The sequence below is a fragment of the Ramlibacter sp. PS3R-8 genome, assembly GCF_037572435.1.
Taxonomy (GTDB): domain Bacteria; phylum Pseudomonadota; class Gammaproteobacteria; order Burkholderiales; family Burkholderiaceae_C; genus Ramlibacter.
On the sequence record NZ_JBBHGT010000003.1, the window covers coordinates 161,844 to 175,631 of the forward strand.

Sequence of the window (13,788 nt, forward strand, 5' to 3'; positions counted from 1 at the left end):
CTGGACACGAAGGCACGCGATCGCGGGCCTTTGTCCGATCAAAGCCCGCAACCCGCGGGCTTTTTTCATTTTGGGGCGATGGCCGGAAGTCCCGGCATCAGCTTGTGCAGGAACATCGCCGTTGCCGTGCCACTCAGGTCGATCAAGACGTCCCGTAGCTGAGGGTGTCGTCCGGGTACCAGTGACTGCAACAGTTCCGTAAGCACGGCGAGTAAACCGGCTACGGCGATGCTTCGCCACATGGCGGTTCGGCCTGTGCCATAAACCGGGCATAACCCGATCAGCGTGAAGAGCGTGTAGTGAGCCAGTGCCGACCATGGCAGCTCACGCCACATGCGACCCTCGATCTCCGCCTTCAACGCGTTGGGCATCGTCGTGCCTGCGACCAGCAATAGCACGAGAACGATGAAGACGGTCCAGGCTGTCCGCTTCGAGATTTGTCGTTTCAAGGACTCATTCAGTTCGTCATGCGACTCGAAAGCAAGTTCGGCGGGGTTCGCAAGCTGCGCAGCAGGGGCTGCTCCACAAAGCGCCGGATGACCAACCCCACTGCCATCGAAGCCAACATGCACGCTGCGATCATCACTCCGAATTGCAACCAACCCTGCGGCAGCGCCAGCCGCTTCACGGCGGCGGCCGCCACGAAAAGCGCGGGTACGTGGAACAGATAGATCGCGTAACTCGCATCCCCTAACGCCTTCAGCAGGTTCAGCTTGGGCATCACGGACTCCAGTGAGAGCGCACCCACCAGGATCGCAGCGGCGCAGAGCCCCCGAAGCAGCACGTTCTCGCCCACCAGGAAGATCAGCACGAACCCGATCGGCAGCAGCACGCCAAGCAGCGATCGAAAGCCGTGCTTCGCTTGCACGTACCCGATCCACATGCCGGCCAGGAATTCCAGCAGGAGCAGGTTGGTGTAAGTCAGGCCGATGGCTTCCTCCGGCTCGACCGCCAAGCCGACCGCGACCAGGCTGACGATGATGCAGCTGGTGGCCACCAGCGGCCGGCCGACAGCGATGCCCACTGCGAACAGCGCATAGAAGAACATCTCGTAATTGAGCGTCCAGCCGGGGATGAAGTACGGCCAGACCTGGTCAGGGAAATCCACGCTGAAGTGCGGGAAGAACAGGAGTGACTTGACCAGCGACACCAGTCGATCGGCAGTCTGGACCTCACCGCCAGACACCGCCAGGGTCAACATGAGGAGGGTTGCCATCCAGTAGAGCGGTGCCACGCGAACCAGCCTGCGCCACACGAACGTGCCGACCTGCTCACCCCTGGCGGCGGTGAACATGATGAATCCGCTGACGACGAAGAAGATGTCCACGCCGGTGGTACCGCCGTAGAAATCCTCCAGGGGGTTGAACAGCCAGTCGCGGCGATTGCGCGCATGGTGCAGCACAACGAGCAGCGCCGCCACGGCGCGCAGGTACTGCACTGAGATGAAGGACTCTCGGTCGTTCAACTGGAAGCCTTGGTGCCGGAGGCCGGAATCGAACCGGCACGATGTTGCCATCGGCAGATTTTGAGTCTGCTGCGTCTACCGATTTCGCCACTCCGGCACGGGTAGAAGGGGTTTCAAATTATGGCACAGTGATGCAATGCACTACCCGACGATAGAGGACGCCATCGGCCACACGCCGCTGGTGGCGCTGCAGCGCATCGGCGCTGCCGAGAATGCCAAGCGCGGCAATGTCATCCTGGGAAAGCTGGAAGGCAACAACCCCGCAGGTTCCGTGAAGGACAGGCCGGCCGTGTCGATGATCAAGCGCGCGGAAGAACGCGGCGAGATCAAGCCAGGCGACACGTTGATCGAGGCCACGTCCGGCAACACCGGCATCGCGCTGGCGATGGCTGCGGCCATCAAGGGCTACCGCATGGTCTTGATCATGCCGGAGGACTTGTCCATCGAGCGGGCGCAGACGATGAAGGCGTTCGGCGCCGAATTGGTGCTCACGCCCAAGAGCGGCGGCATGGAATATGCGCGCGACCTGGCGGAGAACATGCAGCGTGAAGGCAAGGGCCGCGTGCTCGACCAGTTCGCCAACGCCGACAACCCGCGCATCCACTACGAGACCACCGGACCCGAGCTGTGGGAGCAGACCAAAGGGCGCATCACGCACTTCGTCAGCGCCATGGGCACCACGGGCACCATCACCGGCGTGTCGCACTTCCTGAAGGAGAAGAACAAGGAAGTGCGGATCGTCGGGGCGCAGCCGCAGGAGGGGTCACGCATTCCGGGCATCCGCAAGTGGCCGGAGGAGTACCTGCCGAAGATCTACGACCCGAAGACGGTGGATGAACTGGTGTACGTGAGCCAGGACGAAGCGGAAGAGATGTGCCGCAGGCTGGCGCGCGAAGAGGGCATCTTTGCCGGGATCTCGGCTGCGGGGGCGCTGTGGGTGGCGTTGCAGGTGGCGGAGAAGGTGGAGAACGCGACGATCGTCTTTGTCGTTTGCGATCGCGGGGATCGGTATCTGTCGACCGGGGTGTTTCCTGCATGACCGGTGACTTCAAGTTCTGTCCGCAATGCGCGACTGCGTTGGAGTCGATCGCCCAGATGGAAGACGGCGGCGAGAAGCAGCGACTGCGCTGCCCCGCTTGCCAATGGACGCACTGGAACAACCCAACGCCCGTGCTGGCTGCGATCGTGCAGTACGAGGACAAGATCCTGCTGGCGCGCAACGCCGCGTGGACCCACAAGATGTACGCGCTGATCACCGGCTTCATGGAAGCGGGGGAGTCGCCGCAGGACGGTATCAAGCGCGAGATCAAGGAAGAGACCAACCTCGATGCGCAGCAGCTGACGCTGATCGGCGCTTACGAGTTCCTGCGGATGAACCAGGTGATCATTGCGTATCACGCGGTTTGCACGGGGGATGTGAAGCTGTCGCCGGAGCTTGTCGACTACAAGCTGATGGAGTACGACAAGCTGAAGTGCTGGCCGCGTGGGACGGGATTTGCGTTGGCGGATTGGCTGCGGAGCAAGGGCATCGAGCCGCAGTGGATGGAGATGCCGCCTCCGTAACGTGGTGGTGGCGAACGTAGGCTGGGGGTGAGCGCGGAGCCGAACCCCAGCCACTCGCGGAGAGCTGGGGTTCCTGACGTCACCACCAGCCTACGAAAGAGCGCGTCAGCCTAGAGTCGGGCGTTTTTCTCGTTCGCCAGGAACCACTCGTACGCCTGCCGCAGGCCATCCTTCAAGCTGATGCTGGCCTTCCAGCCAAGCCGCTCCAGCTTGCTCACATCCATCAACTTGCGCGCCGTGCCATCCGGCTTGGTGGCGTCGAAGGCGATGTCGCCCTTGTAGCCTGTCACCTCGCCGATGGTCTCCGCCAGTTCGCGGATGGTGCAGTCCACGCCCGTGCCGACGTTGATGTGCGACAGCATCGGCTGCGTGACGCCGCTGTACACCTCGGCCGGCAGGTCCATCACGTGCACGGACGCCGCCGCCATGTCGTCCACGTGCAGGAACTCGCGCATCGGCTTGCCGGTTCCCCAGACGGTGACGACCTTCTGCCCCGATTGCACGGCCTCATGGAACCGGCGGATCATGGCCGGGATGACGTGGCTGTTCTCGGGGTGGAAGTTGTCGTTGGGCCCGTACAGGTTGGTGGGCATCACGCCGCGATAGTCGCGGCCGTACTCACGGTTGTAGCTCTCGCACAGCTTGATGCCGGCGATCTTGGCCACCGCATAGGGCTCGTTGGTTGCTTCCAGCACGCCGGTGAGCAACGCATCCTCTCGCATCGGCTGCGCCACGGCGCGCGGATAGATGCAGGACGATCCGAGCAGCAGCAACTTCTGGACTCCGGCCACGTGCGCGGAGTGGATGACGTTGCATTCGATCATCAGGTTTTCGTAGATGAACTGCGCGGGGTAGGTGTTGTTGGCGTGGATGCCGCCCACCTTGGCCGCGGCCAGGTACACCTGCTCGATGTCGTGCTTGCGGAAGAAGGCCTCCACCTGCTCCTGCCGCGCGAGGTCTACCTCGTTGCGACCGGCGGTGAGGATGTTCGTGCGGCCCAGCGCCTGCAGCTTGCGCACGATGGCGGAGCCCACCATGCCGCGATGGCCCGCGACGAAGATGGCGCCCATCAGCGGTCTTCCCTCGGCCGGATGACCGGGTAGCCGTGCGACTTGAGCAGCGCGTGCTGCTTGGCGTCGGACAAGTCACAGGCCACCATCTCCGCGCACATCTGTTCCACGGTGATCTCGGGCATCCAACCCAGTTCCTTCTTCGCCAGGCTCGGATCGCCGAGCAGCGTCTCCACTTCGGCGGGCCGGTGGTAGCGCCGGTCTCCGCGGACGATGACATCGCCCACTTTCAGCGCAGGGGCGTGGTCTCCCTCGATGGAGGCGACGATGCCCTGTTCGTCCAGGCCCTTGCCCTCGAAATGAAGGCCGATGCCCAGGTTCTTGGCCGTCAGGCGGATGAAGTCCCGCACGGAAATCTGCTTGCCGGTGGCGATGACGTAGTCCTGCGGCTTGTCCTGTTGCAGCATCATCCACTGCATGCGCACGTAATCCTTGGCGTGGCCCCAGTCGCGCATCGCATCGATGTTGCCCATGTACAGGCACTTCTCCAGGCCTTGGGCGATGTTGCACAGCCCTCGCGTGATCTTGCGGGTGACGAAGGTCTCGCCGCGGCGCGGTGACTCGTGGTTGAACAGGATGCCGTTGCAGGCATACATGCCGTACGACTCGCGGTAGTTCACCGTGATCCAGTACGCGTACAGCTTGGCCACCGCATAGGGCGAACGGGGGTGGAAGGGCGTGGTTTCCTTCTGCGGCACTTCCCGGACCAGTCCATACAGCTCCGAAGTCGAGGCTTGGTAGAAGCGGGTTTTCTTGTCCAGGCCCAGCAGGCGGATGGCTTCCAGCAGGCGCAGGGTGCCGACAGCGTCCACGTCGGCGGTGTATTCAGGGGCCTCGAAGCTCACTGCCACGTGCGACTGGGCGCCCAGGTTGTACACCTCGTCCGGCTGCACCTGCTGCAGGATGCGCGTGAGGTTGGAGGTGTCGCTCAGGTCGCCGTAGTGCAGGACGAGCTTGCGGTTGTCGACGTGCGGGTCTTCGTAGATGTGGTCGATGCGCGCGGTATTGAACATGGAGGCGCGGCGCTTGATGCCGTGAACCTCGTAGCCCTTTTCCAGCAGGAGCTCGGCGAGATAGGAGCCGTCCTGGCCTGTGATACCGGTAATAAGAGCGCGTTTCGTCATGGTCTGTCTTGGGAATGGATCAGATTATCAGCAATCAACTTCCATGCCCATCCGTCGTTCGGCCCGCCGCGGGAGAATCGCACGTGCAGCAGGGGTCCCCGTTGTACTTAGAATGCACCTGCCGCTCTTGAGGCCCCCCATGCAGATCGACAAGGAAATCGACACCCGCGGACTGAACTGCCCGCTGCCCATCCTGAAGGCCAAGAAGGCGCTGACGGACATGGTCACCGGCCAGCTGCTGAAGGTGGTCTCCACCGACGGCGGGTCGCTGCGCGACTTCCAGGCGTTCTCCAAGCAGACCGGCAACGAGCTGGTCGAGCAGCAGACCGTGGGCGACGAGTTCATCCACGTGCTGCGCCGGCGCTGATTCGCCGCCCTGTGGACGACGGCACGATCGTCACGCTGCGCAGCGCCGACGGCAGCGAAGCGGCTGTCAGCCTGCACGGCGGCCATCTCCTGTCCTGGCGGCCCGCCGGTGAGCGGGAGCAGATCTACACCAGTCCCACCACCCAGCCCACCGCGGGCAAGGCCTTGCGCGGCGGGGCGCCGATCTGCTTTCCGCAGTTCGCGCAACGCGGGCCGTTGGCGAAACACGGGTTCGCGCGGACCAGTCGGTGGGAGTTGGTGACGGGGCCTTCAGTCGGTTCCGTGAGCGAGGCGACGTTTCAGCTCGATTCCACGATGGTCGCTTCGGGCTGGGAGCACCCGTTCTGCCTGGTGCTGGTGGTGAAGCTCGGGCCGGCGTGGCTGGAGCTGCACCTGCAAGCGGCCAACACCGGGCGGCAGGCCTTCGAGTTCACCGGGGCGATTCACACGTACTTTGCGGTCGACGATGTGCGCGACGCGAACGTGCGCGGGTTGAAGGGGCTGCGGTATGAGGATTCGGCGGGGGGTGGGGTGGTGAAGGAGGACGCTGCCTCTGAAGTCAGGTTCGACGGCGAGGTGGATCGCATCTATCTCGGGGCGCCGGCGGAGGTGGATCTGGTGGGGGGAGGGATGCCGCGCAGGCGGATCGTGCAGGAGGGGTTTGGGGATACGGTGGTGTGGAATCCCGGGCCGATGAAAGCGACCGCGTTGGGCGACATGCCGGCGGCGGATTGGACGCGGATGGTGTGCGTGGAGGCTGGAGTGGTGGGAAGTCCAGTGACCTTGGCACCCGGGAAGACGTGGCGGGGGATGCAGCGCGTGGAATTGGGGCCGATTTCGTAGGCCGGCGGTGAGCGCGAAGCCGAACCCCGGTGCCGCGCATCGATTACCGGGGTTCCTGGCGTCACCCCGGCCTACGGGGTCCAGTACGGGGTCAGTACAGGGTCAGGAGATTTTCAACCCGCGCAAATACTCCCTGAATGCCGGCCCCACCTCCGGATGCTTCAGCGCGAAGGCGACGGACGCTTCCAGGAAGCCGTCCTTGCTGCCGCAGTCATAGCGCTTGCCTTCGTACATGTACGCGTGCACGCCTTCGGTGCCAATCAACTGCGCGATGCCATCGGTGAGCTGGATCTCGCCGCCGCTGCCGCGCGTCTGGTTGGCGATGCGGTCGAACACTTCCGGCGTCAGCACATAGCGGCCCGCCACGCCCAGGCGCGAGGGCGCCTTGTCGGGCGATGGCTTTTCCACCATCTGCTTGATCTTCACCAGCCGGTCACCCACCTTGTCGCCGGCCACGATGCCATAGCGCTTGACGTGGTCGGCCGGCACCTCCTGCACCGCCAGCACCGAGGTCTGCACTTCCTTGAAGACCTCTACCATTTGGGTTAGGACGCCCGGACCGTTGTCGGGGCCACACATCAGGTCGTCCGCCAGCAGCACCGCAAAAGGTTCGTCGTTGACGATGTGGCGGGCGCACAGCACGGCATGGCCCAGGCCCAGGGAGCGGGGCTGGCGCACATAGGAGCAGTCCATGTCGGCGGGCGACAGGGAGCGCACCAGGTCCAGCAGCTCCTTCTTGCCGCTGGCCTCCAGCTCCGTTTCCAGCTCGTACGCCGTGTCGAAGTGGTCTTCGATGGCGCGCTTGTTCCGGCCGGTCACGAAGATCATGTGGCGGATGCCGGCGTCGTAGGCCTCCTCCACCGCGTACTGGATCAGGGGCTTGTCGACGACCGGCAACATTTCCTTGGGCTGCGCCTTGGTGGCGGGCAGGAAACGTGTGCCCAAGCCCGCAACAGGGAACACCGCTTTGTTAACATTTGTGAACTTTTTCATCGACGTTCTCAGGGGTAGTAGCTAGAGTGTGCTCAGCAAAGGCGCGGCACTGCAGCATTTTGAAGACAAATGAGGGCGCCGTGGCCTCAACAGGAACGTTGTCTTGGAAATCCTTCTCTTAGAGCGGCTGGTTCCGGAGGCGCAGGCCTGGCTGGAAGCCCGCCACCATGTCGAGGTACGGCCGGAGCTGGGGCAGGACCCCGCGGCGTTGCGCAAGGTGCTCTACAACGTGCAGGGCATTGTGCTGCCGCGCAAGTTGCCCATCACGCGCGAATTCCTGGACTTTGCCCCCGTCCTGCGCGTGGCCGCGCGCCTGCATGCCGGCACCGACAACACCGACCTGGAAGCCTGCCGCGAGCACAAGGTGCGCGTGGTGCAGGCCGTCAGCGCGCACGTGCGCTCCAATGCCGAATTCCTGCTGGCCAGCCTGATGCTGCTGTTTCGCCGCGGCATCGCTGCGTCGCTCAACGGCGACCGGCAGGCCCAGGCCACCATGGGCCGCGAAATGCACGGCGCCACCATCGGGCTGCTCGGCATCGCGCCCACTGCGCACACGCTGGCCGGCATGCTGGAGCCGCTGGGCGCCAAGTTGATCGGATACGACCCCGCAGTCCACCACACCGCGCCGATCTGGGAGCGGCTGGGCATCCAGGCGGTGTCGTTGCAGGACTTGCTGGCATGGTCCGATGCGGTGTCGGTGCAGGTGCTGTACGGCTCGCGCTACCAGCACTTCATCAACGACAAGGTGCTGGCGCATTGCCGGCCCGGGCAGCTGTGGGTGGGCATCAGCCGGTCGGACCTGATCGAGCCGAATGCGTTTGCGGCGGCGTTGAGCGATGGGCGCATCGAGGCGGCGGTGCTGGATGGCACGGATGTCGGCTTCGCAAGCCGTGGCACGCCGCTGCACGATGCGCGCAATTTGCACATCACGCCGCGGCTGGGTGCGATGACGCGCGAGTCGCGCGTGCGCGCCAGTTGGTATGTGGTGCAGCGCCTGCACGAGACGTTGACCAGCCCGCCGCCGAACAGCGGGTTCGATCAGTTGTTGAGCGCGCCGATGGGGTTGGGGGATTCGGATTTCGCGCCGCGGTGATTGAGGGTGTCGGGGTGGCTTCGCCAACCCGACCTACGAGGAACGGCGACCCGCACCGTACGCCCGTACCCCCGTCACCGTACGCCCGTACCCCCGTCACCGTACGCCCGTACCACCGTCACCGTACGCCCGTACGCCCGTCACCGTACGCCCGTACGCCCGTACGCCCGTACGCCCGTACGCCCGTACGCCCGTACGCCGTAGGTCGGGTTTCGCAACGCGAACCCCGACAACCCCGCGCGATCAAACTAACCGCTGCAACTGCCCCTGCATCTTCTCCAGCGTCGCCGAGAAGTCCGCAATCCGCTTGCGCTCCTGCTCGATCACCGCCGGCGGCGCCTTGGCAACGAACGCCTCGTTCGACAACTTGCCATTCGCCTTGGCAATCTCGCCCTGCAAGCGCGCGACTTCCTTCGACAGGCGCGCCTTCTCCGCGGCCACATCGATCTCCATGAACAGGCACAACCGCGTGTTGCCCAGCACCGCGACGGGCGCGGCCTGGGCGGCGGCGGACCAGGCCGCCTCGTCCTCGAATACCTTCACTTCGCTCAACTTCGCCAACGCCTGCAGCGCGGGCGCGGCTTCGCGCATGAAAGCCGCATCCCCCAGCACGTAAGCCGGCAGGCGCGTGCTGGGCGGCACGTTCATCTCGCCGCGCAGATTGCGGCAGGCATCGACCACGGATTTCAGGCGCGTCATCCACGCTTCGGCTTCCGGGTTGACGTTGGCCTGGTTCGGCGACGGGTAGGGCGCGACGCTGATCGAATCGCCCGTCTTGCCGGCCACCGGCGCCACCTTCTGCCACAGCTCCTCGGTGATGAAGGGGATGACGGGGTGCGCCAGGCGCAGCGTCGCCTCCAGCACGCGGATCAGCGTGCGGCGGGTGCCGCGCTGCTGCGCCGCGTCGCCGGTCTGGATCTGCACCTTGGCGATCTCCAGGTACCAGTCGCAGTACTCGTCCCACACGAACTGGTAGACGGTGTTGGCGACGTTGTCCAGGCGGTACTCGGCGAAGCCCTTCCCGACGTCGGCCTCGGCCTTCTGCAGCAGCGAGATGATCCAGCGATCGGCCTGCGTCTGCGTCGCGTCCTGCTCCGCCAGGTCCTTGCCCTCGCAGTTCATCAGCACGAAACGCGTGGCGTTCCAGAGCTTGTTGCAGAAGTTGCGGTAACCCTCGCAGCGCTTGGGATCGAAGTTGATGGAGCGGCCCAGGCTGGCCAGCGTGGCGAAGGTAAAGCGCAGAGCGTCCGCGCCATACGGCGGAATGCCCTCGGGAAATTCCTTCTCCGTGTTCTTGCGCACCGCGGGCGCCGTCTCGGGTTTGCGCAAGCCGGTGGTGCGCTTTTCCAGCAGGGGCGGCAGCGCGATGCCGTCGATCAGGTCCACCGGGTCGAGCACGTTGCCTTCGGACTTGCTCATCTTCTTGCCGTGCGAGTCGCGCACCAGGCCGTGGATGTAGACGTCCTTGAAGGGCACCTGGCCGGTGAAGTGCGTCGTCATCATGATCATCCGGGCGACCCAGAAGAAGATGATGTCGTAGCCGGTGACCAGCACGGTGGAGGGCAGGTACAAGTCCATGTCCTGCGTCTTCTGCGGCCAGCCCATGGTGGAGAAGGGCACGAGCGCCGAGGAGTACCAGGTGTCCAGCACGTCGGGATCGCGCGTGAGCTTCTTTCCGGGTGCCAGCTTCTGCGCGTCGGCCTCGTCGCGCGCGACGTAGACGTTGCCCTGCTCGTCGTACCAGGCCGGGATCTGGTGGCCCCACCAGAGCTGGCGCGAGACGCACCAGTCCTGGATGTTGTTCATCCACTGGTTGTAGGTGTTGACCCAGTTCTCGGGCACGAAGCGCACCGCGCCGGTCTCCACCGCGTCGATGGCCTTCTGCGCGATCGACTTGCCGGTGGGGTCCTTGTCGCTCACCTTGCTCATGGCCACCCACCATTGGTCGGTGAGCATCGGCTCCACCACCTGGCCGGTGCGGCCGCAGCGCGGAACCATCAGCTTGTGCTTCTTGGTCTCTGCGAGCAGGCCTTGCTGCTCGAGGTCGGCAACCACTTGCTTGCGGGCGACGAAGCGGTCCATGCCGCGGTATGCCGCCGGCGCGTTGTCGTTGATCCTGGCATCCAGCGTCAGCACGCCGACGATGGGCAGCTTGTGGCGCTGGCCGACGGCGTAGTCGTTGGCGTCGTGGGCGGGCGTGACCTTGACGACGCCGGTGCCGAAGGCGCGGTCGACGTATTCGTCGGCGATCACGGGGATCTCGCGGTCGGTCAGCGGCAGCTTGACCTTCTTGCCGACCAGGTGCTGGTAGCGCTCGTCTTCCGGGTGGACCATGACGGCGACGTCGCCGAGCATGGTCTCGGGGCGGGTGGTGGCGACGGTGAGGTGGCCGTTCCCGTCGGCCAGCGGATAGCGGATGTGCCAGAGGAAGCCGTCTTCCTCTTCGCTTTCCACTTCCAGGTCGGACACGGCGGTCTTGAGCTCCGGGTCCCAGTTCACCAGCCGCTTGCCGCGGTAGATCAGGCCTTGCTGGTACAGCTGCACGAAGGTCTCGGTCACGATCTTCGACAGCTTGTCGTCCATCGTGAAGTACTCGTGCGACCAGTCCACGCTGTCGCCCATGCGGCGCATCTGCGTGGTGATGGTGTTGCCGGACTTCTCTTTCCACTCCCAGACCTTCTTGACGAAGTTCTCGCGGCCGAGGTCGTGGCGGCTGGTGCCTTGCTCCTGCAGCTGGCGCTCCACGACGATCTGCGTTGCGATGCCGGCGTGGTCCGTCCCCGGGACCCACAGCGTGTTGAAGCCGCGCATCCGGTGGTAGCGCGTCAGGCTGTCCATGATGGTCTGGTTGAACGCGTGCCCCATGTGCAGGGTGCCCGTGACGTTCGGCGGCGGCAGCTGGATGGAGAAGGAGGGCTCGGCCAGGTTCGGCTCGCCCGTGCCGCGGTAGCCCGCGCGCGCGTAGCCGCGCTGTTCCCACAGCGGCCCCCACTTGGCCTCGATCGCCGCGGGTTCGAAAGACTTGGAGAGGCTGTCCAGCCCAGGTTGTTCGTTGCTCACCGGGGGATTTTACGGGGCGGGGGAGAGGGTGTCGGGGTGGGAGGGGGATCGGTGTCGGGGTGGCTTCGCCAACCCGACCTACGGGGAGGTCGTTCGGATCTCGTGCGGCAGGGCCCGTAGGCCGGCGGTAAGCGCGAAGCCGAACCCCGGTAAGGCCCGTTCACCGGGGTTCGTTCCTCACCCCGGCCTACGCGGCTTCGCGGGGCTGACGAGGGCTTCGTAGGTCGGGTTCGCGTCAGCGACCCCGACACATCACTTCGCCACCACCTTCGCCGCCTCCACGCACGCCTTCAACACCTTCGCATCCCCCACCTGGTTCGCCAGCAACAGGATCAACCGCGCATTCAACAATGCCGACTGCTCCTCGCTCAAGCCCTGGTGCGCATCCAGCAACTGCTCATAGAAGCCATCCGCATCCTGCAGATTCAGCGAGGTCTTCATGCGGCCTCCTCCTCCAGCGCAGCGCCCAGCGCCTGGCCCACGGCATGCACCAGCGACGCGTCCACCGACTCGCCTGTCGCCGCCACATAGCTGTCGGGCCGCACCAGCGCCCACGCATGGCCGAAGACATGGCAGGCGCCTTGCAGGTGACCCTTGGGGTCGCGGACATGCTCCACCGCGCCCGGATCGTCGTCGGTGCCCAGCACCTGCACGCAGCGCACCGGCGCACTGGCGGCAAGGTCTGCCAACCGCGTCAGGGAAGCGGCCGAATGGCTGCCGAACACCAGCACCAGCAGGCGGCCGTCGGCCCAGCGCAGCAGGTCGTTGACCTTGCCGGTGCTGCCGTCGGCCCACTGGAACGACACGTTCTGCACCGACTGCCCGCCGCCGAAGTGGCAAGCACTCGACCGCGTATACGGATTGGCCACTGCCATCCGGCCGGTGTTGACGAACTGGCGCGCGAACAAGTGCTGCCGCGCCAGGCCGAGCGCGGCCGTGCGGAACATCTTTTCGACCGGGGTGGCCGGCCGCAGGAAGCGCGCCGTGCGGTTGGTCACCAGCACGTTCTGGCGCGCCGCTTCGTGACGCTCCTCGTGATAGCTCTCCAGCAGCGCAGGCGCGGCCCGGCCCTTCATCACCGCCGCCAGCTTCCACGCCAGGTTGTCGGCGTCCGCGATGCCGGTGTTCCCGCCGCGTGCGCCGAAGGGGCTGACCACCTTGGCCGAATCGCCCATGAAGAAGACGCGCCCGTGCCGCATCGCATCGACGCATTCGCTGCGATACGCATACGGGCCCACCCACACGATCTCGATGCCGGCGTCGGCGCCGAACTGCCGCACCAGGCGTTCGCGCACCACCTCTTCGCGGCTCACTTCGGCCGGGTCGCTGTCGGGCGCCATCTGGTAGTCGATGCGCCAGACGTTGTCGCCCATCAGGTGCTGCCACACCGCGCGGTTCTCGTTGAAGGGCGCCTCGATCCACGTGTGGCGTTCCACCGGCGGCGTCTTGGTGAAGCGCACGTCCGCGATGCACCAGCGGTCGTCGCCCTTCTTCGCGGTGACCGATGCGCCCACCCACTCGCGGAAGGGGCTGTGCGAGCCGGTGGCGTCGATCACGTAGTCGGCGCGCAGCGCATAGCTGCCGGCGGGCGTCTCCACCGTGAGGGTGGCGCACTCCTTGTCCTGCCGGAACCCGGTCACGCGGTTCTTCCAGCGAATCTGCACGTTGCCCAGTTCGTAGATCCGGTCGACCAGGTAGGCCTCGATGTAGAACTGCTGGATGTTGATGAAGGGCGGCTGCGTGGACAGGTTGTAGGCGCTCTGCTGGCGCAGGTCGAACGAGTACACCTCGTCGCTGCCGGCGAAGGTGCGGCCCACGCTCCACTGGATGCCCTTGGCGGCGATGGGCGCGTACACGCCGAGCCGCTCGAAGATCTCCAGCGACTTCTGCGTGTAGCAGATGCCGCGCGAGGAAGCGCCCTTGACGCCGACGGTGTTGTCCTCGTCCAGCAGCACCGCCTGGATCCCGTAGTGCGCCAGCGCGCAGGCCAGCGTCAGGCCCGTGATGCCGCCGCCGACGATGACGATGGGGTGGTGGCTGGTCTCGCCGGAGGCGATCTCCGGCGGCGGGCGGAACGGGTACTCCGGCAGCTCGTAGCCGCTGCCCTGCGTGAATTGGTAGCCATTGGTGAAGCCCACCTCGGCATAGCGCTCCGCCATCGTCGTCTCCTGTACTGGATCCCGGCTCAGGGCCGGAATGACGGCTTGGCCG

The 13,788-nt window shown here is 65.4% G+C and carries 13 protein-coding genes and 1 tRNA gene; 5 read left to right on the forward strand and 9 right to left on the reverse strand.

What is annotated here, in order from left to right:
• Window positions 1-65: 65 nt before the first annotated feature.
• The 3 genes from WG902_RS12155 to WG902_RS12165 form a co-directional block, all read right to left on the reverse strand.
• Window positions 66-449 (reverse strand): VanZ family protein, encoded by a 384-nt coding sequence (locus WG902_RS12155; protein WP_340060348.1) that lies wholly within the window; start codon window positions 447-449, stop codon window positions 66-68.
• Window positions 450-457: 8 nt separating this feature from the next.
• Window positions 458-1,516 (reverse strand): acyltransferase family protein, encoded by a 1,059-nt coding sequence (locus WG902_RS12160; RefSeq protein WP_340060349.1) that lies wholly within the window; start codon window positions 1,514-1,516, stop codon window positions 458-460.
• Window positions 1,476-1,562: transfer RNA gene (locus WG902_RS12165), tRNA-Leu, on the reverse strand. Before WG902_RS12165 ends, WG902_RS12160 begins: the two co-directional genes overlap by 41 nt.
• Before the next feature lie 39 nt (window positions 1,563-1,601).
• On the opposite strand from WG902_RS12165, the gene cysM reads away from it, so the two are divergent.
• Window positions 1,602-2,504 carry a cysteine synthase CysM gene (gene cysM / locus WG902_RS12170; RefSeq protein WP_340060350.1) on the forward strand — a complete coding sequence of 301 codons (903 nt, stop codon included), beginning with the start codon at window positions 1,602-1,604 and terminating at the stop codon, window positions 2,502-2,504.
• Window positions 2,501-3,028 carry an NUDIX hydrolase gene (locus WG902_RS12175; RefSeq protein ID WP_340060351.1) on the forward strand — a complete coding sequence of 176 codons (528 nt, stop codon included), beginning with the start codon at window positions 2,501-2,503 and terminating at the stop codon, window positions 3,026-3,028. The genes cysM and WG902_RS12175 overlap by 4 nt, the downstream gene beginning before the upstream one ends.
• A 110-nt stretch (window positions 3,029-3,138) precedes the next feature.
• Here WG902_RS12175 and fcl read toward each other — a convergent pair whose 3' ends face one another.
• On the reverse strand, window positions 3,139-4,098 hold the full coding sequence (gene fcl / locus WG902_RS12180; protein ID WP_340060352.1) for a GDP-L-fucose synthase: 960 nt from the start codon (window positions 4,096-4,098) through the stop codon (window positions 3,139-3,141).
• Window positions 4,098-5,222 (reverse strand): GDP-mannose 4,6-dehydratase, encoded by a 1,125-nt coding sequence (gmd, locus tag WG902_RS12185; protein WP_340060353.1) that lies wholly within the window; start codon window positions 5,220-5,222, stop codon window positions 4,098-4,100. Before gmd ends, fcl begins: the two co-directional genes overlap by 1 nt.
• A 139-nt stretch (window positions 5,223-5,361) precedes the next feature.
• Here gmd and WG902_RS12190 point away from each other — a divergent pair, with 139 nt between their 5' ends.
• Together WG902_RS12190 and WG902_RS12195 are read left to right on the forward strand one after the other, a co-directional pair.
• Window positions 5,362-5,589 (forward strand): sulfurtransferase TusA family protein, encoded by a 228-nt coding sequence (locus WG902_RS12190; RefSeq protein ID WP_340060354.1) that lies wholly within the window; start codon window positions 5,362-5,364, stop codon window positions 5,587-5,589.
• Between the two features lie 11 nt (window positions 5,590-5,600).
• Entirely contained in the window at window positions 5,601-6,431 is an 831-nt protein-coding gene (locus WG902_RS12195; protein ID WP_340060355.1) for a D-hexose-6-phosphate mutarotase, read from the forward strand.
• Between the two features lie 102 nt (window positions 6,432-6,533).
• Here the strand turns inward: WG902_RS12195 and galU are convergent, their stop codons facing one another.
• Window positions 6,534-7,424 carry a UTP--glucose-1-phosphate uridylyltransferase GalU gene (gene galU / locus WG902_RS12200; RefSeq protein WP_340060356.1) on the reverse strand — a complete coding sequence of 297 codons (891 nt, stop codon included), beginning with the start codon at window positions 7,422-7,424 and terminating at the stop codon, window positions 6,534-6,536.
• A 103-nt stretch (window positions 7,425-7,527) separates the two neighbouring features.
• On the opposite strand from galU, the gene WG902_RS12205 reads away from it, so the two are divergent.
• Entirely contained in the window at window positions 7,528-8,517 is a 990-nt protein-coding gene (locus tag WG902_RS12205) for an NAD(P)-dependent oxidoreductase (protein WP_340060357.1), read from the forward strand.
• A 243-nt stretch (window positions 8,518-8,760) separates the two neighbouring features.
• On the opposite strand, the gene WG902_RS12210 is transcribed toward WG902_RS12205, so the two are convergent.
• The 3 genes from WG902_RS12210 to WG902_RS12220 form a co-directional block, all read right to left on the reverse strand.
• Window positions 8,761-11,577 (reverse strand): valine--tRNA ligase, encoded by a 2,817-nt coding sequence (locus WG902_RS12210; protein ID WP_340060358.1) that lies wholly within the window; start codon window positions 11,575-11,577, stop codon window positions 8,761-8,763.
• Between the two features lie 252 nt (window positions 11,578-11,829).
• Window positions 11,830-12,018, reverse strand: a complete 189-nt coding sequence (locus WG902_RS12215; RefSeq protein WP_340060359.1) for a DUF2783 domain-containing protein — start codon at window positions 12,016-12,018, stop codon at window positions 11,830-11,832.
• Complete coding sequence (locus WG902_RS12220) at window positions 12,015-13,736, reverse strand: FAD-dependent oxidoreductase (RefSeq protein ID WP_340060360.1); 1,722 nt, start codon at window positions 13,734-13,736, stop codon at window positions 12,015-12,017. Before WG902_RS12220 ends, WG902_RS12215 begins: the two co-directional genes overlap by 4 nt.
• Window positions 13,737-13,788: the final 52 nt, after the last annotated feature.

Excerpts from the sequence above, each read along its gene's own strand:
- fcl (WP_340060352.1), bottom strand. The coding sequence starts at position 4,098 with ATGGGCGCCATCTTCGTCGCGGGCCATCGCGGCATGGTGGGCTCCGCC.
- gmd (WP_340060353.1), bottom strand. The coding sequence starts at position 5,222 with ATGACGAAACGCGCTCTTATTACCGGTATCACAGGCCAGGACGGCTCC.
- cysM (WP_340060350.1), top strand. The coding sequence starts at position 1,602 with ATGCACTACCCGACGATAGAGGACGCCATCGGCCACACGCCGCTGGTG.
- galU (WP_340060356.1), bottom strand. The coding sequence starts at position 7,424 with ATGAAAAAGTTCACAAATGTTAACAAAGCGGTGTTCCCTGTTGCGGGC.
- WG902_RS12160 (WP_340060349.1), bottom strand. The coding sequence starts at position 1,516 with ATGGCAACATCGTGCCGGTTCGATTCCGGCCTCCGGCACCAAGGCTTC.
- WG902_RS12190 (WP_340060354.1), top strand. The coding sequence starts at position 5,362 with ATGCAGATCGACAAGGAAATCGACACCCGCGGACTGAACTGCCCGCTG.
- WG902_RS12215 (WP_340060359.1), bottom strand. The coding sequence starts at position 12,018 with ATGAAGACCTCGCTGAATCTGCAGGATGCGGATGGCTTCTATGAGCAG.
- WG902_RS12175 (WP_340060351.1), top strand. The coding sequence starts at position 2,501 with ATGACCGGTGACTTCAAGTTCTGTCCGCAATGCGCGACTGCGTTGGAG.
- WG902_RS12220 (WP_340060360.1), bottom strand. The coding sequence starts at position 13,736 with ATGGCGGAGCGCTATGCCGAGGTGGGCTTCACCAATGGCTACCAATTC.